Raw genomic sequence first — 16,861 nt, 5'->3', positions numbered from 1 at the left:
GGCTCACCCGCCGGGACATCCTGATTATCACTCACGCGTCATTCTGCTTTCCCAATAGTGCATTCGGCGGGCGGTACGAGTTCAGACCGCCAAAGCAAGGTTAGCGCGGAACACCAACAGCCTATTGTCGGCTTGCCGTGCCGCACGGACTGGGCCGCCGTCGGATGTCAGCCAGTGGCGTATGTGCATCAAGAGTGACCCCCTCCACAGAAATCCCGCCCTACCGGCGAAGTTCGTTACGATAGGTCGTTAGATCAAGGTGTTGCACAAGACATCGCGACTGGGCCGCCCATCGGCGCCTGACGCGCGGCCGTCCTGCGCACGAGCAACGATAGGTATCTGAGTGCGTTTGAAGATTGCAATCCCCGCTCTGGTGATCGGCGCGCTATTGATGCTCGCGGGCATCGCACAGCTCACCTTCTGGGCTCCCTCGGAAACCGTGACGGCTACCGTACCCGCTGGGTCCGAGAGCGGTCCTGTGACGGTGATTGACGCTGGCGCCAAGGACCCGGGGGCCGACGACGTCGACATTACTGTGCGCGCAGAAGGCACCTTCACCCTGGCTGTTGGACGGGCTGGAGACGTTGACGCCTGGGTGGGCGACGCAGCGCATCTTCGGGTAACAGGCATTGACGAGGCTGGCCTGGAAACCACTTTCACTGACGGCGAGGAAACTGCGCCGAACCCCAGCGGATCCGACCTCTGGACCAGTGAGGAAACTGCTCATGGCAGTGTTACCTATCGGTGGTTGGACCCGGCAGAGGGTGAGTTCTCGATCCTGCTTGCTGCCGACGGAGAGAACCCTGCACCCACCGATATCTCGATCACCTGGCCGAATGAGGCGACAACTGACTGGGCAGTGCCGATGATTGTCGGTGGCGCGCTGGCGCTAGTTCTTGGCATCGCACTATTTTTTGTCACTCCCAGGCGCACACGTCGCCCAGCTGCCGAGGGGTCGCGAGCCCATCAACGCAGGATTGAAAACCGGAAGACGTCGAGACGGTCAGGCGGCGCGCCCTTCAGCGTCGCTGTTGTAGTGGTTGGCTTGACGGCATCGGGGGCCGGGCTGGCCCACGCGTCCTCCTCCGACCCGAGCTCCACGCAAACCGCTACCACTGAGGCCGCGGCCGACGAAACCTACCCGGTGTTGCTTGATAGTCAGTTGGAGCGCATCCTGGCATCGGTGGCCAATGTAGTTGCGGAAGGTGACGCCGCCGCAGACGCCGAGCTGCTTGCACCGCGGGTGGCCGAGGCTGCGCTGGCGCTGCGGACCGCCAACTATGCTGTCCGGTCACAGGCCAGCGACGTCCCGGAGCCGACACCCGTCGCAGCTGAACCGGTGCTGACGACTTTGGTTTCGTCAGGGACCACCTGGCCACGTACCGTCGTCGCCCTGACTCAGGCCGAAGAGAACCCAGTGCCGCACGCGCTGGTCCTGGTCCAGGATGACCCCCGATCCAACTATCGGCTGAGTGCAGCAATCCAGATGCTCCCGGGTACCACCTTCCCCGGCTCGGACGGAGCCGCCACGGTCGACGAGGTGCCGCTCGACGAGGCACCCGGGCTGGCATTCGCGCCGCAGACCGCCATGGACGCGATTGCAGACTTCCTTTCGGAGCCCGACGGCGATAACGCCGATACCTTTGAAGCGAACTCCTTTGCCGATGCCATCACCTCGTTCCAGGCGGATGTCATTGCTGACCCGGGCAACGAGTCGGCAAAGATCACCTTTGTTCACGAGGCCGACCCTGACTTCACTCATGCTTTGGCCACTGGCGACGGTGGAGCAATGGTGTTTGGCTACCTCAACCACACCTACTCCAGTGTGCCGCGCGGAGCTGGTGACTCGATTGACCTTGATGGGACCGTCTACGAGTCCCTCACTGGTGAAACGTCAACTGACGAAGGTATCAATGTCCGGTACGGCGAAGCGGTAATGATGTATGTACCACCGGCTGACAGTGACGAATTGATTCGCGTGATCGGTGCGGCGCAGCAGTTGCTGTCTGCTGAACTGCGCTAGTTTCCACAACCCCACCCTAGAAAGGCGGAACCATGAGTATTCCGAACAATCGCGGGCCTCTCCCGGCGTCATCAATGAACATGCACGGAGCCGTGGATCTCTCGGCTCTGAAAGCACGAGCTGATGCAGCACGTACCGCCGCCGCACAGGGTAGCCCGCCAGCGCCGGGCGCCCCTCAGCCGGGTGCGCCCGCTGGGCCTGTGGCGGGCAGCCCGTACGTTGTCGAGGTCACTGAGCAGAGTTTCCCCCAGCTGGTTCAGTTGTCCTCCCAGGTGCCGGTCATCGTTGACCTGCGTGCAGGCTGGAGCGAGGAGTCTTCGCGGGTGACCGCGGTGCTCGAAGCAGTCACCGTAGAGCACGACGGCCGGCTGCTGCTGGCCAAGGTGGATATCGAAACGCAGCCCCAGATTGCCCAGGCATTTCAGGCGCAGACAGTTCCGACGGTGGTAGCGGTGCTGAAGGGCCAGCCCGTCCCGTTGTTTGAAGGCGCCATTCCGGATGCGCAGATCCGATCCTTCATTGACGAGCTTCTGAAGGTGGCAGGCACCAACGGAGTCTCAGGGTCGCTGCGGGAAAGCGCCGAGGGGGAGGAACCGGCTCCCGAGGAGCCACCCCTGCCTCCCCACCACCAGGCTGCCTTCGACGCTATTGAGGCGGGCGACTACCTGGCCGCTGCAGCAGCTTACCGCCAGGCGTTGGCCGAGCAACCTGCCGATGCAGAGGCCAAGGCCGGGCTCGCGCAGGTGGAGCTGATGCAGCGGCTCGAGGATGTTGACGCTGAGGCGATCCGTCAACGCGCCGCCGAGGAACCGGATTCACTGGAGAGCCAGCTCGCAGCCGCTGACCTGGACATCTCCGGAGGGCATGTTGAGGATGCGTTCGCCAGAATTGTCTCGTTGATCGGCCGCACGGCTGGCGAGCCGCGAGAGGCCGCACGGGTCCGGCTGATCGAACTGTTCGACGTCGTCGGTATCGCTGATCCGCGGGTGGCGAAGGCGCGCGGCGCCCTCGCGCGAGCCCTGTTCTAGGACTTTTATCCGCGGGACTGAAACATCAGGGCAGCAATTGGTCCCTTTGGATGACGAGGAGTCGCGCTAGCGTTGTTAGCGTTGAGGCATGAGCTCACCTTCCCTGCCAATGACCCCCGGGTCCGCTAGCGGCCCTGCTGTTCCAGAGAGCCCAGCGCTTGTGATCAGGGGACTGGCCAAGCGGTTCGGCGATAAAATTGCAGTGAACGGCGTCGACCTTGATGTACCCGCTGGCTCCTTCTATGGGCTCGTCGGTCCCAACGGGGCGGGCAAAACCACAACACTGTCGATGGCCACTGGTCTGCTCCGGCCTGACCACGGACAGGTGTGGGTGCACGGAGTTGACGTCTGGAAACGGCCACTGGAAGCGAAGAAGCTGATGGGGATCCTTCCTGACGGGGTTCGGCTCTTTGACCGGTTGACCGGGGAACAGCTGGTGACCTACGCAGGACTACTGCGCGGCATGGACCGGGACACGGTGGCCGAACGGGTGACCGACCTGCTCCGGGCTCTTGACTTGACTAACGACGCCGGGACCCTGGTGGTTGACTACTCAGCGGGCATGACCAAGAAGATCGCGCTCGCCTCAGCTCTGATCCACGCGCCGTCCCTGCTGGTGCTCGACGAACCGTTCGAATCGGTGGACCCGGTGTCGGCGGCGAACATCCGCGACATCCTGAGCAGCTATGTCAGCTCCGGCGGCTCGGTTATCGTTTCCAGCCACGTCATGGACCTGGTGCAGCGCATGTGTGACCACGTCGCTGTGATCGCGGCCGGTGCTGTGCTGGCAGCCGGCACGGTCGACGAGGTGCGGGGGGAGTCAAGCCTCGAAGACCGGTTCGTGGAGTTGGTGGGCGGACGAAGCACCGCGGAGGGCCTCACATGGTTGCGCACCTCCTAAGGCTCAAGCTCACGCTGCTGCGCAATTCCCTCAAACGCAGCACCTGGGCTTTGGTCGGGGTCATCCTTGGTGGTTTGTACGGGCTGGGGATGCTGGGCCTGTTGATCGTCGGGCTGATCTTCCTTGGTTCAGCCGATCCGGAAGTGATTCGCAACGTGCTCGTGATCGGCGGCTCCGCAGTCGTTCTGGGCTGGATTGTGGTGCCGATGGTCTCCTCGGGTATCGATATGACCCTTGACCCGGCCCGCTTTGTCACCTTCGCCGTGCCGATGCGCCAACTGGTCGCGGGGCTGGCACTCGGGGCTGTCATCGGCATTCCGGGTGTGATCACGCTACTGGCCGCACTGGCCCAGGTGGGTACCTGGATTCGCTACCCCGCTGCTGCAGTTGCTGCTCTGGTGTGTGCCGTGCTGGCTGTGCTGCTATGCGTCGTCGCCTCGAGGCTGGCCACCACCGCTGTCATTTCACTCACCTCGTCACGCCGGTTCAAGGACGTCAGCTCCATGGTGGTGCTGGTTCCCATCATCCTGATGGGCCCCATTATCGCGGGCATTGCAGCAGGCTTCGAAAGCTCAGTTGGCTTCGCCACCGAGCTCGCCGCCGTGCTGGGCTGGACACCGCTCGGGTTCTTCTGGGCGGTCCCGGCAGACGTGGCCGATGGCGACTACCTCACCGCGGTGCTTCGCTTTGTCCTGGGTGTCGCCACCGTCGCCGTCCTCGCCTGGCTGTGGAAGACCATCCTGGCCCGCGCCCTGGTGACCCCCGCCCATCATGCAGTGACCCGCAAGGCTGCAGGCAACCTGGGCTTCTTCGCTCGTTTCCCGGCGACGCCCACCGGTGCGGTTGCTGCCCGCGCATTGACCTACTGGGCCAGGGACCCCCGCTATCTCGGGTCGATTGTGATAGTCCCGTTGGTCCCACTGCTGATGCTGTTCCTCGCCTACCAGTCCGGGGACTACACGATGTTGAACTTCGTTGGCCCGATTATCGCTTTCCTCCTCGCCTGGTCCATTTCGGCTGATATTTCCTATGACAACACGGCGTTCTGGCTCCATCTCTCGACGGGTGTGAGCGGGTGGGCGGACCGCGCGGGCCGCGCTTTGGCTGTGGGAGTGATTTCAGCTCCAGCGGTGCTGGTTTTCACTGTCGGTCCGCTGTGGATCTCTGGCAGTCTGGAGGATCTACCGGTGATGCTCGGTCTGTCGGTGGGTGTCCTGTTGACCGGAATCGGGTTCTCCAGCGTCGTGTCTGCACGGTACACCTATAACGTGCCACTCCCGGGCGAAAGCCCGCTGAAGACACCGCCAGGTAGCGGATTCTCCATGTTCGCCATCCAGATCATTGGCTGGCTGGTCCTGACGGTGCTGGTGCTCCCGGAACTGGGTCTTACCATCGCGTACTTTGTCACCGGCGATAGTGCCTTCGGCTGGCTTACGCTGGTGGTGGGCTGTGTTCTCGGAACAGCTTTGTTGATCGGCGGGCTGAAGCTCGGCGGACGATGGTACGACCGCAGGGCCCCCGAACTGTTGCAGGCGGTGGCCGTCAACAAGTAACCGATAGTGAAGGACAGTTGATGGAAGTTGTTATTCTCCCTGATCACGCGGCCATCGCAGCGGTGGCTGCCGATGCCATCGAGGCATTGGTCAGACTGAAGCCTAACGCGGTACTTGGCCTGGCCACGGGGTCCTCACCGCTGGGGGTCTACGACGATCTAGCGGATCGCCATCACGCCGTCGGATTGAGCTTCGCTGGAGTCCACGGCTTTGCGCTGGACGAATATGTTGGCCTCCCCGTTGGCCACAAGGAGTCCTATCGTGAGGTGATCCGGAGAGAGTTCACCGACCGGATCGACATCCACCCGGACAATGTCCATAGTCCCGATGGCGCTGCCGAAGATATTCCTGCCGCCTGCGCTGCGTTTGAGGCGGCTATCCGGGTGGTAGGCGGGGTGGATCTTCAACTGCTCGGTGTGGGTACTGACGGACATATCGGGTTCAATGAACCCGGCAGCTCGCTGGCCTCGCGGACTCGAATCAAGAGCCTCACCGACCAGACCCGCAAAGACAATGCCCGGTTCTTCGACGGCGTCGACGAGGTACCCCATCACGTGGTGACTCAGGGACTGGGGACCATCATGGACGCGCGGCATGTGGTGCTGATTGCTACTGGAGCACAGAAAGCCACGGCGGTCCACGATTTTGTTGAGGGTCCAGTGGCGGCGCTCTGCGCGGCGTCCATCCTGCAAATGCATCCCCACGCCACGGTGCTCATTGATGAGGCTGCAGCTTCTGGGCTGAAACTTGCCGATTATTATCGTCATACGTATGCCAACAAACCTCCTTGGCAGGGGATCTAGCCAACGCCGATAACCGGCCAAGAGGTCGGCAACGAACGATAGGATGGAACCATGAGTACGCCAGCAGACCCTAATGATCCCCGCACTGATCCTCAGCGGTCAGGCTCCACCGCAACGCTGGAACGCGAGGAGCTTCGCGAGGAACTGGAACCCGGAGATCGCGAACGTCTCGCCCACTACGTGCGCAAAGAGAAGATCATGGAGTCAGCCCTGTCCGGCGACCCGGTCATCGCACTCTGCGGCAAGGTCTGGACGCCGGGCCGTGACCCCCAGAAGTTCCCGGTCTGCCCGGAATGCAAGGACATCTACAATGGGATGCGCCCAGGCAAGGACGATAAGGACAAATAGCACCCAGATAGTCGGCTGGTCCGCCGGATCGCTCCGACAGCGCCCAGCGCGGCCGTCGAAGGTTGATGTGGTCCAAGGTTGACTAGGGATTCATGACAGATCGTCCAGCTTTCGGCACCGAGGCGTCAAGCGTCGCGGGGGCGCCGACGAACCTCCGACCCCTGACGATCGGCATCATTGCCATCATCACGTGTGCGGCTTTCGAGGCCATGGCAGTGACAACCGCGATGCCTGCAGTGGTTGCCGAACTTGGCGGAGTATCAAGCTACGGCCTAGCCTTCTCGATGTATCTGACGGCCTCCCTGTTGGGCACAGTGATCGCCGGCACGTGGTGTGACAGGGCGGGGGCCCGCCCTGCACTTGCCGTCGGCATGATGTTGATGATTGCAGGGCTTTTGATTTCCGGTGCAGCAGGGGCGTTCTGGATGGTCACCGCTGGCCGGGCTGTGTCGGGGCTAGGCGGCGGCTTCATGATAGTGGCGGTCTATGTCATAATCGGCGGCGCATATCCCCAGCACCGACAGCCGGTGATTTTCGGTTGGCTGTCTGCCGCATGGGTGCTGCCCTCCCTGCTCGGACCAGCCGTTGCCGGCTACCTTTCCGAGGAGATCACCTGGCGCTGGGTTTTCCTCGGGGTCGCCCCGATTGTCCTCGGAGCCTTCGCGCTGGTGTGGCCGCGGACTGCAACTCTTGCTCCTCCCGAGCCCGGCGCCGGGAACCGTCATGATGGCCGACGTCGGGCGCTCACCGGGCTGGGGCTGGCGGGCGGTGTACTGGCCGCGCAGTTCGCGATCAACCGGCTGGCGGCGCAGGGCGTGGGCGATACCCCTGAGTCGGTGGCGCTGGTGGTGCTGGCCGTTGCCGGTGTTGCCGGAGCGGCGTTGACCTTTCCACGGCTGTTGCCGAAAGGGACAGTACGGCTGGCACGCGGCCTGCCAGCATTATCGCTACCCGTGGGCTGGTCACCGCAACATTCTTCGGAGCCGAAGCGTTTCTCCCGCTGATGCTGGTCACCTCGCGAGGGATGGAGGCGGGGACAGCGGGCCTGACACTTAGTGCTGGCGCACTGGGGTGGAGTGCCGGGGCTTTTGTGCAGGCTCGCGTGACGTTCCGCAGGCAGTGGCTGCTGGTAATCGGCGCGTCAGTGCTGTCGACAAGCATCGGGGGACTGGCGCTGGCTTCAGCCCCGGTGGTCCCCTTCTGGATACTGGTCCTGGTCTGGGCCCTGGCCGGATTCGCCATGGGTCTTACCCTGTCCAGCACCTCGGTGCTGGTGTTGAAGCTCTCACCAGCCCAGGATCGTGGCCGGAATTCAGCTTCACTCCAGCTCAGCGACCAGTTGGGCGGCGTGGTGGGGAGCACTATTGCCGGTGGGCTGTTCGCCCTGTTACGTGACCCGTCCGACCCTGCACAAGTGAGCGTGTTTGTTGCGATCTGGCTGGCTCTGTGCCTGTTCGCGGTTGCCGGTATAGTTGCCGGTTTGAGGGGGGCGCTGAGGACCTCTGATGATCCGGTTGAACCCAGCCCAGACACCCGCAGGCATGGAAAGGTCTCTTCTTAAGCGTGAGTAAGAACATGCTCTTCGGCGTCGCGCCTGCTACAGGTCCGTCGCTCCCGCCGGCCTACCCTGAACGAGCCGCGTGGGGCACAGCGCCAAAGCTCCGCCAATGGCAGGAGCAGGCGCTTGCCAAGTACTTCAGTACCTCTCCGCAGGACTTCCTTGCGGTAGCTACCCCTGGCGCCGGTAAGACCACCTTCGCCCTGCGCGTAGCCACCGAACTGGTGGAACGTGGCACGATCAACCGCATTACGATCGTTGCCCCGACTGACCACCTCAAGCGGCAGTGGGCTGATGCTGCCGCGCGGATCGGTCTGGCCATTGACCCGAACTTCCGGAACGCTGATGGCCGCCACGGCCAGGGCTTTATCGGCGTTGCGGTGACTTACGCCCAGGTAGCCAGCAAGCCAATGCTGCACCGGGCCAAGACCGAGGCCGCCCGCACCCTGGTCATTCTCGACGAGATTCATCACGGCGGGGATGCCCTGTCCTGGGGCGACGGCATCAGGGAGGCTTTCGAGCCAGCGACCAGGCGGCTGGCGCTCACCGGCACTCCGTTCCGTTCGGATACCGCAGCTATTCCATTCGTCGAGTACGCCGCCGATGCCGATGGTATTCGCCGCTCCAAGTCCGATTACACCTACGGTTACGGCGAAGCGCTGCGGGACCACGTGGTACGCCCGGTCATTTTCATGGCGTATTCGGGCCAGATGCGATGGCGCACCAGCGCCGGGGAAGAGATGGCAGCGTCACTTGGTGAGGCTGCGGTCACCAAGGACATCACAGCCCACGCCTGGCGCACAGCGTTGAACCCGATCGGCGAGTGGATTCCGGCGGTCCTCGCCGCGGCGGACAAACGACTCTCAGAAGTCCGGCGCACAGTTGCCGACGCGGGTGGAATGGTCATCGCCACCGATCACGACGACGCCCGGGCTTACGCCGGTCTGCTGAAAAAGATCACCGGGGAATCGCCGACGGTGATTCTCTCGGATGATGCCAAGGCCTCCGAGAAGATCGAAGAGTACTCGGCGGGGGAGCAGCGCTGGATGGTTGCGGTCCGGATGGTGTCCGAAGGTGTTGACGTGCCGCGGCTCGCCGTCGGTGTTTATGCGACGTCAACAGCGACGCCGCTGTTCTTCGCCCAGGCCGTCGGGCGGTTTGTGCGTGCGCGACGCCGGGGTGAGACTGCGTCAGTGTTCCTGCCATCTGTGCCGAACCTGATGATCCTGGCAAACTCCCTGGAGCTGGAGCGGGACCATGCGCTGGACCGACCAGCAACTGACGAGGATGGGTTCGCCCCCGAGGAAGCCTTGATGGAGGAGGCGAACCGTTCCGAGAGGGCCTCAGACGAGCTGACCAAGCAGAAGTTCGAGGCCCTTGAGTCCCAGGCGTCCTTCGACCGGGTGCTCTTCGACGGTGGCGAATTCGGCACCGGCGGTGAAATGGGCAGCGAGGATGAACAGGACTTCCTGGGTATCCCAGGGCTGCTCGACGCCGACCAGGTGGGGGTCCTGTTGCGCCAGCGCCAGCAGGAACAGCAGACCCGGCGCGGGCGCCAAGGCGTAGCGGTGGCCCCAGCCCCGGAACCGATGGTTGTGGACCACCGGCTGCTGACCGAACTGCGTGGTGAGCTGGCCAAGAACGTGTCGGCGTGGTCGGCGCGGTCGGGGATGCCGCACGGCGTGGTGCACACCGAGCTGAGGAAGGCCTGCGGTGGGCCGGGAGTGGCTCAGGCTAATGAGGACCAGCTGCAGCGGCGGCTGAAGAAGCTGCAGGACTGGTTCATCGGCCGGAAATAGGTGCCTGGCCGGGGCCCGAGCCTAGCTCACCAGGGTCACCGGCACCCCGAGGTAGTTCGCGGAGCCATCACTGAAGTTCAGTTGCGCATGGGAGCCCCCACCCCTGGCGTAGACATAGAGTGACGCAGTGACCCGCAGATAGGCCTGATCCGCTCCCAATAGTTGCGCGTAGTACATTGTTCGCCAACCATCAAATCGATCATTGATATTGATGTTGTCATCCGAAATACTCAGCACGTTGGTGGTGGCCGACGCCTTGTAGTTGTATTGATATCCAATCGCCGTCAAATCAATGCTGACTTTCGCTTCTTTGGAATCCCAGAATCCGTCATCAGCCCTCACGATATGAAAGCCATTGAATGGGACATAGATGGAATGCGAGTAGTTGCGGTTGTCTGGTGCCCGGTAGGTGAACCACCAGTCCATGTACACGGTGAAGGACCCTGCCCCGCTTCCGAAGAGGCCGGACCCTGCTCCGCTGGCAAAGACCGAAGCGTCAATATTTCCCGGGTTGTATCCCTCCCAGTAGACGGCCCCGTTTGAGCCGTGCAGCGTCCCATAATAGGGATAGACCCAACCGACGGCATTTGCTTCCGCGGCGAGGCTGCCGCGTCCGAGCCCGGGATGGGTCGCTGCTGAGCTTTCGGCCGCCACCTCAAAACTCGTCATTCTCTGGAGAATGTCCTCGGTGTCCTTCGCAGCATCAGCAGCGAGGTCCTCATGGGTTTTTTCCTGCGCTGATAGGACCTTGGAGAGTTCTTCGGGCAGATCCTTCTCTAGTCGGCTCAACCGGGCAGCGCCACTCTTCTCAAGCCGTTCGAGTCGGCTCGCCTCTTCCTTCTGCAGGCCAAGCACCTCCTCCCGCCGCTCTGCGACGAGTTGCTCAAGTACCTGGTCTACCTCAGTGGTAATCCGTTTCATGATTTTCATCCTCAATCCTCAGTGGAACGTCCATGAATGTGTAGCTCTTCGGAATTTCAACTGTACGAAGATGTCGTTATCCGGGTGTTATTTTTTCGTACTGATTTGCTCGGGGCCCGAACATGCAAATAACGCGCTGGTAACGGGTGGAATGGTGTGATCGATTCCGACTTCGGCTGGTTACCCACCTCCGGCCGACCACTGCTGAGGAGCCAACCATGTCAGAAGAGCTGCCACGCCCGCATTGCAATCCCAAACCCAGGATTCCTGTCGTGAGACCAGTTGGGATCTCGGACACCCGGATGAGGCTCATCAATTTGCTGCGGACCAAATGGGTCAACGGCACGGTGCTGCATTTTCACTTTATGGGCGGACCGGCAGCTCAGCAGCAGGCCGTCCGTACCGCTTTTGCCCAGTGGAAGGCCCTGGGAATCGGCCTGAACTTCGTCGAGGTCACGGATCGCAACGAGTCTGAGGTACGGATCGCGTTCGACCAGAGCGATGGATCCTGGTCCTACGTCGGGAAGGACGTCCTCAGCATCGCTTCCACCGAACCTACAATGAATTTTGGTTGGGACCTCACCAATGACTATGGCCGCACCACGGCACTGCATGAGATAGGACACACGCTTGGCCTTCCGCACGAACACCAGAACCCTTTTGCGGGAATTGTGTGGGACGAGCCCAAGGTCTATCAGTACTTCACCGGCACCCCCAACGACTGGACCCGTGAGCAGACTTTCCACAACGTGCTCCGAAAGATCAACCCAGATGAGGTGGAAGGGTCCAACTGGGACCCGGACTCGGTGATGGAATACTGGTTCCCTGCCGGATTGATCAAGGAACCCGCACAATTCCAGGCTGGGCTGAGGCCACCAGGCGGTCTCTCAGCGGTTGACCAGGACTGGGCCCGCCGAATCTATCCCGGCCTCGACAGTGCCACCCCCGTCCTGAAGCCCTTCGAATCAGTGGCTTTGTCGCTGGTCCCGGCGGGTCAGGCGGACTTTGTCATTGAGCCCCCAGCCTCCCGCTCCTACCAGCTGGGTACTTTCGGGACTGCCGACACAGTGCTCGTACTGTTTGAGGAAATCGACGGTGAACCACGGTATCTTGCCGGAGATGACGATAGCGGCGAGGATCGTAACGCCCTGTTCGGCGCCAAACTGATTCAGGGCCGCAAATATGTGCTCAGGGTCCGGCTGTACTGGGCGGGGCAATCGGGCCAGACCGCAGTGATGTACTGGTAACAGGACCGAATCCTGGCATCGTTCCTGACGGGGTCACATCAGTGGATCAGTTCGACTCCGGCGTCCTCAAGTTCCTCTAGCGCGGTCTCGACGCCGTCGTGGTGCACCCCGCGCGTGTAGCGGACCAGCACTGAGGTGGTGTAGCCAGCCGCTACGGCGTCCAGCGCCGTAGCCCGCACACAGAAATCGGTGGCAAGGCCAACCACTGCCAGCTCGTCTACCTCGCGTTCTCGCAGCCAGTCATCGAGGGTCACTGGCGGCTCCGACGACTGGTCGTCGACGGCTCCGAGCTTCTGCTCTCCGGTTGGTACCTCGTCCTCCGGGGCGAGGACACCCTCAAAGCCCGAGTAGGCGGCCTCGAACTGGCCTTTCCGGAACACGGCATCGACGTTTTCGGTATCCAGGTCCGGGTGGAACCGGGCTCCCCGTGTGTCAGCAACGCAATGCACCGGCCAGGAGTGGAGATAGTCGGGTGTCTCGGAAAAGTGGGTTCCGGGGTCAATGTGCCAGTCCTGGGTTGCTACCACGTAATCGAAATCGCCGCCCTCTGCGTCAATGAAATCGCTCACCAGGGTGGCGACGTCGGAACCGCCGTCCACGGCCAGCGACCCACCCTCGCAGAAATCGTTCTGGACGTCGACAATAATCAGGGCGCGTGTCATGACTCCTCCTCATATTCGGTGGGAATAGCTGGTTCTCCGCGTTGCATGCGCATTACGGTGCCAGGTAGCTCGGACATTGACAGGTGATGGTGTTGGACAGCACGCCGTACCCCCTCGGCGCCGGTCCAGCCCGGCAGGATCTCGCCGTCCCTGATGAACTGTTGGAGGAGCGGCCGGTCGTTGCCGTCGTCGTGCGGGGACCCCCCGATGCCCACTACCTCAGCGGTGGCGATCGCGGCGTCGTTGAGACGACGGAGCGCGTACTTCCGTCCGCCCCTGGACGTTTTGTTCAGTGCCGACTTCGCCACCGGGACGAACTCGCCGTCGCCGTCGGTCCGGCTTACCAGCTTGTAGACCAGCCCAGCGGTCGGTGCTCCGGACCCGGTGACCAGGGAGGTGCCCACTCCGTAGGAGTCCACCGGAGCTGAGGCGAGGGATCCGATAGCGAACTCGTCAAGATCAGAGGTGACGACAATCCGGGTGCTGTGGTTGCCCAGGTCATCGAGCAGCTGACGGACCCAACGGGCCTGCGCAACGAGGTCTCCCGAGTCCAGTCGCACAGCCCCCAGCCCGGGTCCGGCAACCTCGACAGCGGTTCGGACGCCGCGCTCGACGTCGTACGTGTCCACCAGCAGCGACGTGCTGGCGCCGAGAGTGGCCACCTGGGCCGCGAAGGCATCACGCTCGGAGTCGTGCAGCAGCGTAAAGGAGTGGGCTGCTGTGCCAACCGTCTTCACGCCGTACCGCCGGCCGGCCTCGAGATTGGAGGTGCTCGCGAAACCCCCGATGACCGCTGCCCGGGCCGCAGCGACAGCCGCCTCCTCATGGGTGCGGCGGGACCCCATCTCGATGCATGGTCTGCTGCCAGCTGCACCAGTCATCCTGGAGGCGGCTGAGGCAATCGCGCTGTCATGGTTGAGGATTGAGAGCACCAGCGTCTCGAGGATGCAGGCCTCGGCGAAGGTGCCCTCAACGATCAGGATCGGGGAGTGCGGGAAATAGGCTTCGCCCTCGGCGTATCCCCAGATGTCCCCGGCGAAACGAAAATCGGCTAGCCAGTCAAGGGTCAGTCCGTCAACCACTCCAGCCGTCCGGAGCTGCTCCAGCTCCTCGGCGCCGAAGCGAAAGTTCTGGAGGCTTTCCAGGAGGCGCCCGGTCCCGGCGACCACTCCGTAGCGCCGGCCCTCCGGAAGGCGCCGCGCGAATGCCTCGAATACCGACTTCCGGTGGGCCGCTCCAGAATGAAGGGCGGCCTGGAGCATGGTCAGTTCGTAGTGGTCCGTGTACAGGGCAGTGCTGGCCCGGGTACTGACGACCGGGGCGGAGTTGGTGGGGCTCACAGTCAAGACTCTAACCCGTTTAGGCGCTGACACAACCGGAATATTCTCCCCTGCCCCCGTCCTACAATGGTTCAATGACTGTTGGCACCGCTCCGGACACTGAACGCCTCGAGGAAACGGACACCGACCAGCTAACGATTAGTGACATCCCCTGGGTGGTAATCGTGTGGAATGACCCGGTGAACCTGATGAGCTACGTCAGCTACGTGTTCCAGACGTACTTCGGCTACAGCGAGTCCAAGGCCAACAAGCTCATGCTGGAAGTGCATCAGGCAGGTAAGTCGGTGGTTGCGGGTGGAAGCCGGGAAGAGGTTGAGCGGGACACGCTGGCCATGCATTCCTACGGGCTATGGGCCACGTTCCAGAAGTCCGACGCACCCTGAGCCTTTGCTAGCCCATTAATGACTATGCGTTAAGGAGATTTTTTGGCCAAGGCATTCAAGGCAACCCGCCGGGGGATCATCGGAGCACTGGATCCGGAGGAGCGCCAGCTGCTCAGGAAGTTGTTCGAGGACATCATCGAATTGCTTGAGCCAACCGAGCCGGCGAACGCTGACCCACTGGCCGCAATGGTCGGAGTGGACAGCGAGGCGGTCACGCCGTCGGACAGTGCCGTCAGGAGATTGCTGCCGGACGCGGTCCGCGACGATGAAGATGAAGCGCTGGAATTTCGACGGCTCACCGAGCGGTCGCTGCGGGAGGACAAAATTGGCACCCTACGCGCAAGTGCCCTGCTCATGGAGAGCAGCCCGCTGAAGCTCACCGCCGAGCAGGCGCGGATGATGGCGCGCGCTCTCAACGATGTTCGGCTGGTCCTGGCCGACCGCCTGAAGATTGCCTCCGATGAGGACGCCGCGCGCCTCCACGATATCGACGACGTTGCCGACGCCGACGACGTCGAGACCTATCTGGCACTGGTATACAACTTTGCGAGCTGGCTGCAGGAGTCACTGATTCAGGCAATGCTGGCTCTGAAGGACAAGTGATTTCGCCTGCTGGTTTTCCCGCGGCTGTGACTAATTCCACTGTCGCCCGGTTCGTCTAATGTCGGTTGCAGGTCTTATGGTCGGTAGATTATGACCTCTGTCCCGGGTGATTTTTCGTCGCTTAAGCAAACCGAGGCTCCGATCGGCATTTTCGATTCGGGCGTTGGTGGGCTGACTGTTGCGCGCGCAGTGATTGACCAACTGCCGCGCGAGTCGATCCTCTATGTCGGCGACACCGCCCATGGCCCTTACGGCCCACTGCCCATCGCCAAGGTGCGTGCGCATGCGCTGGGTGTCATGGACGAGCTGGTGGATTCGGGAGTGAAGCTCCTGGTCATCGCCTGCAACTCAGCGTCCGCCGCGGTGCTCCGCGACGCCCGCGAACGCTACACTGCCCGCTACGGTATCCCGGTGATCGAAGTGATCCAGCCGGCCGTCAGGCGGGCTGTCGCCTCGACGCGCAGCGGGAAGATTGGTGTGATCGGCACCTCGGCGACAGTTGGTTCACGCGCCTACGACGACACGTTCGCTGCGGCCCCGCACCTGTCCATCACCTCAGCAGCCTGCCCCGATTTCGTCGAGTTTGTCGAGGCCGGGATCACCTCAGGCCCGGAGCTGCTCTCGACTGCCCAGCGCTACCTTCAGCCGCTCAAGCGCGCCGGTGTGGACACCCTCGTGTTGGGCTGTACCCACTACCCCCTGCTGACCGGGGCCATTTCCTACGTGATGGGTGACGCGGTCACGCTTGTGTCGAGTGCCGAGGAGACAGCCAAGGATGTGTACCGCGCCCTAATCTCCCATGATCTGGTTCGGGTGGGGGACGCCGCGCCGGAGCATCATTTCGTAGCGACCGGAGACGCCCAGCGCTTTGGTGAGCTGGCCCGCCGGTTCCTCGGGCCGGAGGTTCTCAGCGTCGAGCACGTGGATCACGTGGCTGCCCAGTATCCGACCGGCAGCCTGGCCCGAATTACCCCCGAGATGATTGCCTCTGCCCGTGCCGACGCGATCGGGAACCCCCAGTCGTGAAGCTGACTATTGTGGGCTGCAGCGGGTCCTTTCCCGGTCCCCAGTCGCCGGCGTCGTGCTATCTGGTCACTGCCACGGTGCCCGACGGTGATGGCTCCCGGACCTGGCGGATCCTGCTGGATCTCGGCAATGGTGCTCTGGGTGCCCTGCAGCGCTATATGGACCTGCGGGACATCGATGCAGTGTTCCTGAGTCACCTTCACCCAGACCACTGCATGGACCTGTGCGGACTGCACGTGGCGGTGCACTGGGATCCCAACGGCTGGAACCGGCCGCGCATTCCGGTGTGGGGGCCACGAGGTACTGCCGACCGGATGGCTACCGCGTACGGGCTGGAGCTTGATCCAGGCATGCATGAAGACTTCGATTTCCAGAACTGGACGTCGCGCGAGGCCGTCACCCTTGGTCCGTTCACGATCATTCCCTACCCGGTCCTGCACCCGGTTGAGGAGGCCTACGCCCTGCGCGTCGAGGTTGCGGGGGAAAATCCCGATGACCCACCCCGGGTGCTGACCTACTCCGGTGACACCGATGCGTGCGAGGGCCTGATCGAAGCAGCTGCCGGGTCCAACGTCTTCCTCTGCGAGGCGGCGTTCCATGAGGGCCGCGACGACGCAATCGAGGGCGTCCACCTCACCGGCCGGCGGGCCGGACAGGTGGCGGCAG

The 16,861-nt window shown here is 62.8% G+C and carries 17 protein-coding genes; 14 read left to right on the top strand and 3 right to left on the bottom strand.

The window, feature by feature from the left end; all coding sequences use genetic code 11:
* The first annotated feature begins 343 nt into the window (after nucleotides 1-343).
* The 9 genes from Y703_RS0108880 (at nucleotide 344) to Y703_RS0108845 (ending at nucleotide 10,013) form a co-directional block, all read left to right on the top strand.
* Nucleotides 344-2,023: a DUF8094 domain-containing protein gene (locus Y703_RS0108880; protein WP_051427433.1), complete on the top strand. Its 1,680-nt coding sequence runs from the start codon at nucleotides 344-346 to the stop codon at nucleotides 2,021-2,023.
* A gap of 32 nt (nucleotides 2,024-2,055) precedes the next feature.
* Entirely contained in the window at nucleotides 2,056-3,051 is a 996-nt protein-coding gene (locus Y703_RS0108875; protein WP_026552426.1) for a tetratricopeptide repeat protein, read from the top strand.
* A 109-nt stretch (nucleotides 3,052-3,160) separates the two neighbouring features.
* Nucleotides 3,161-3,952: an ABC transporter ATP-binding protein gene (locus Y703_RS0108870; protein WP_051427437.1), complete on the top strand. Its 792-nt coding sequence runs from the start codon at nucleotides 3,161-3,163 to the stop codon at nucleotides 3,950-3,952.
* A complete protein-coding gene (locus Y703_RS0108865; RefSeq protein ID WP_026552424.1) occupies nucleotides 3,934-5,505 on the top strand; it encodes a hypothetical protein in 1,572 nt (523 codons plus the stop codon). Before Y703_RS0108870 ends, Y703_RS0108865 begins: the two co-directional genes overlap by 19 nt.
* Nucleotides 5,506-5,525: 20 nt before the next feature.
* Complete coding sequence (gene nagB, locus Y703_RS0108860; protein WP_026552423.1) at nucleotides 5,526-6,308, top strand: glucosamine-6-phosphate deaminase; 783 nt, start codon at nucleotides 5,526-5,528, stop codon at nucleotides 6,306-6,308.
* Nucleotides 6,309-6,359: 51 nt separating this feature from the next.
* Nucleotides 6,360-6,656, top strand: a complete 297-nt coding sequence (locus Y703_RS0108855; protein ID WP_026552422.1) for a DUF3039 domain-containing protein — start codon at nucleotides 6,360-6,362, stop codon at nucleotides 6,654-6,656.
* Nucleotides 6,657-6,748: 92 nt separating this feature from the next.
* The gene (locus Y703_RS18900; protein WP_051427432.1) at nucleotides 6,749-7,660 is read left to right on the top strand and encodes an MFS transporter; all 912 of its coding nucleotides are present in this window, start codon (nucleotides 6,749-6,751) and stop codon (nucleotides 7,658-7,660) included.
* Nucleotides 7,660-8,217 (top strand): MFS transporter, encoded by a 558-nt coding sequence (locus Y703_RS20825; RefSeq protein ID WP_051427431.1) that lies wholly within the window; start codon nucleotides 7,660-7,662, stop codon nucleotides 8,215-8,217. The genes Y703_RS18900 and Y703_RS20825 overlap by 1 nt, the downstream gene beginning before the upstream one ends.
* Nucleotides 8,218-8,231: 14 nt before the next feature.
* On the top strand, nucleotides 8,232-10,013 hold the full coding sequence (locus Y703_RS0108845; RefSeq protein WP_026552421.1) for a DEAD/DEAH box helicase: 1,782 nt from the start codon (nucleotides 8,232-8,234) through the stop codon (nucleotides 10,011-10,013).
* A 21-nt stretch (nucleotides 10,014-10,034) separates the two neighbouring features.
* Here Y703_RS0108845 and Y703_RS0108840 read toward each other — a convergent pair whose 3' ends face one another.
* Entirely contained in the window at nucleotides 10,035-10,943 is a 909-nt protein-coding gene (locus Y703_RS0108840) for a hypothetical protein (RefSeq protein ID WP_026552420.1), read from the bottom strand.
* 263 nt (nucleotides 10,944-11,206) lie between these two features.
* On the opposite strand from Y703_RS0108840, the gene Y703_RS0108835 reads away from it, so the two are divergent.
* Complete coding sequence (locus Y703_RS0108835; protein ID WP_253907984.1) at nucleotides 11,207-12,181, top strand: M12 family metallopeptidase; 975 nt, start codon at nucleotides 11,207-11,209, stop codon at nucleotides 12,179-12,181.
* A gap of 38 nt (nucleotides 12,182-12,219) precedes the next feature.
* On the opposite strand, the gene Y703_RS0108830 is transcribed toward Y703_RS0108835, so the two are convergent.
* Both Y703_RS0108830 and Y703_RS0108825 read right to left on the bottom strand, forming a co-directional pair.
* Nucleotides 12,220-12,843, bottom strand: coding sequence for an isochorismatase family protein (locus tag Y703_RS0108830; protein ID WP_026552418.1), 624 nt, complete (start codon nucleotides 12,841-12,843; stop codon nucleotides 12,220-12,222).
* Nucleotides 12,840-14,189 carry a nicotinate phosphoribosyltransferase gene (locus Y703_RS0108825; RefSeq protein WP_081743463.1) on the bottom strand — a complete coding sequence of 450 codons (1,350 nt, stop codon included), beginning with the start codon at nucleotides 14,187-14,189 and terminating at the stop codon, nucleotides 12,840-12,842. Before Y703_RS0108825 ends, Y703_RS0108830 begins: the two co-directional genes overlap by 4 nt.
* A 68-nt stretch (nucleotides 14,190-14,257) precedes the next feature.
* On the opposite strand from Y703_RS0108825, the gene clpS reads away from it, so the two are divergent.
* The 4 genes from clpS to Y703_RS18895 form a co-directional block, all read left to right on the top strand.
* On the top strand, nucleotides 14,258-14,566 hold the full coding sequence (clpS, locus tag Y703_RS0108820) for an ATP-dependent Clp protease adapter ClpS (protein WP_026552416.1): 309 nt from the start codon (nucleotides 14,258-14,260) through the stop codon (nucleotides 14,564-14,566).
* Nucleotides 14,567-14,608: 42 nt separating this feature from the next.
* Nucleotides 14,609-15,169, top strand: coding sequence for a DUF2017 domain-containing protein (locus Y703_RS0108815; protein ID WP_026552415.1), 561 nt, complete (start codon nucleotides 14,609-14,611; stop codon nucleotides 15,167-15,169).
* A gap of 90 nt (nucleotides 15,170-15,259) precedes the next feature.
* On the top strand, nucleotides 15,260-16,195 hold the full coding sequence (murI, locus tag Y703_RS0108810; protein ID WP_026552414.1) for a glutamate racemase: 936 nt from the start codon (nucleotides 15,260-15,262) through the stop codon (nucleotides 16,193-16,195).
* A partial coding sequence (locus Y703_RS18895) for an MBL fold metallo-hydrolase (RefSeq protein ID WP_081743462.1) occupies nucleotides 16,192-16,861 on the top strand: 670 nt, incomplete at its 3' end. The genes murI and Y703_RS18895, both read left to right, overlap by 4 nt.

This window comes from Arthrobacter sp. H20 (genome assembly GCF_000520515.1).
Lineage (GTDB): Bacteria > Actinomycetota > Actinomycetes > Actinomycetales > Micrococcaceae > Arthrobacter_D.
This window is presented reverse-complemented; position numbering and strand designations above follow the sequence as displayed.

Bases quoted from the DNA above. Each gene is read 5' to 3' on its own strand.
- Y703_RS0108875 (WP_026552426.1), top strand. From the start codon at position 2,056: ATGAGTATTCCGAACAATCGCGGGCCTCTCCCGGCGTCATCAATGAAC.
- Y703_RS0108870 (WP_051427437.1), top strand. From the start codon at position 3,161: ATGACCCCCGGGTCCGCTAGCGGCCCTGCTGTTCCAGAGAGCCCAGCG.
- Y703_RS0108865 (WP_026552424.1), top strand. From the start codon at position 3,934: ATGGTTGCGCACCTCCTAAGGCTCAAGCTCACGCTGCTGCGCAATTCC.
- nagB (WP_026552423.1), top strand. From the start codon at position 5,526: ATGGAAGTTGTTATTCTCCCTGATCACGCGGCCATCGCAGCGGTGGCT.
- Y703_RS0108855 (WP_026552422.1), top strand. From the start codon at position 6,360: ATGAGTACGCCAGCAGACCCTAATGATCCCCGCACTGATCCTCAGCGG.
- Y703_RS18900 (WP_051427432.1), top strand. From the start codon at position 6,749: ATGACAGATCGTCCAGCTTTCGGCACCGAGGCGTCAAGCGTCGCGGGG.
- Y703_RS20825 (WP_051427431.1), top strand. From the start codon at position 7,660: ATGCTGGTCACCTCGCGAGGGATGGAGGCGGGGACAGCGGGCCTGACA.
- Y703_RS0108845 (WP_026552421.1), top strand. From the start codon at position 8,232: ATGCTCTTCGGCGTCGCGCCTGCTACAGGTCCGTCGCTCCCGCCGGCC.
- Y703_RS0108840 (WP_026552420.1), bottom strand. From the start codon at position 10,943: ATGAAAATCATGAAACGGATTACCACTGAGGTAGACCAGGTACTTGAG.
- Y703_RS0108830 (WP_026552418.1), bottom strand. From the start codon at position 12,843: ATGACACGCGCCCTGATTATTGTCGACGTCCAGAACGATTTCTGCGAG.
- clpS (WP_026552416.1), top strand. From the start codon at position 14,258: ATGACTGTTGGCACCGCTCCGGACACTGAACGCCTCGAGGAAACGGAC.
- murI (WP_026552414.1), top strand. From the start codon at position 15,260: ATGACCTCTGTCCCGGGTGATTTTTCGTCGCTTAAGCAAACCGAGGCT.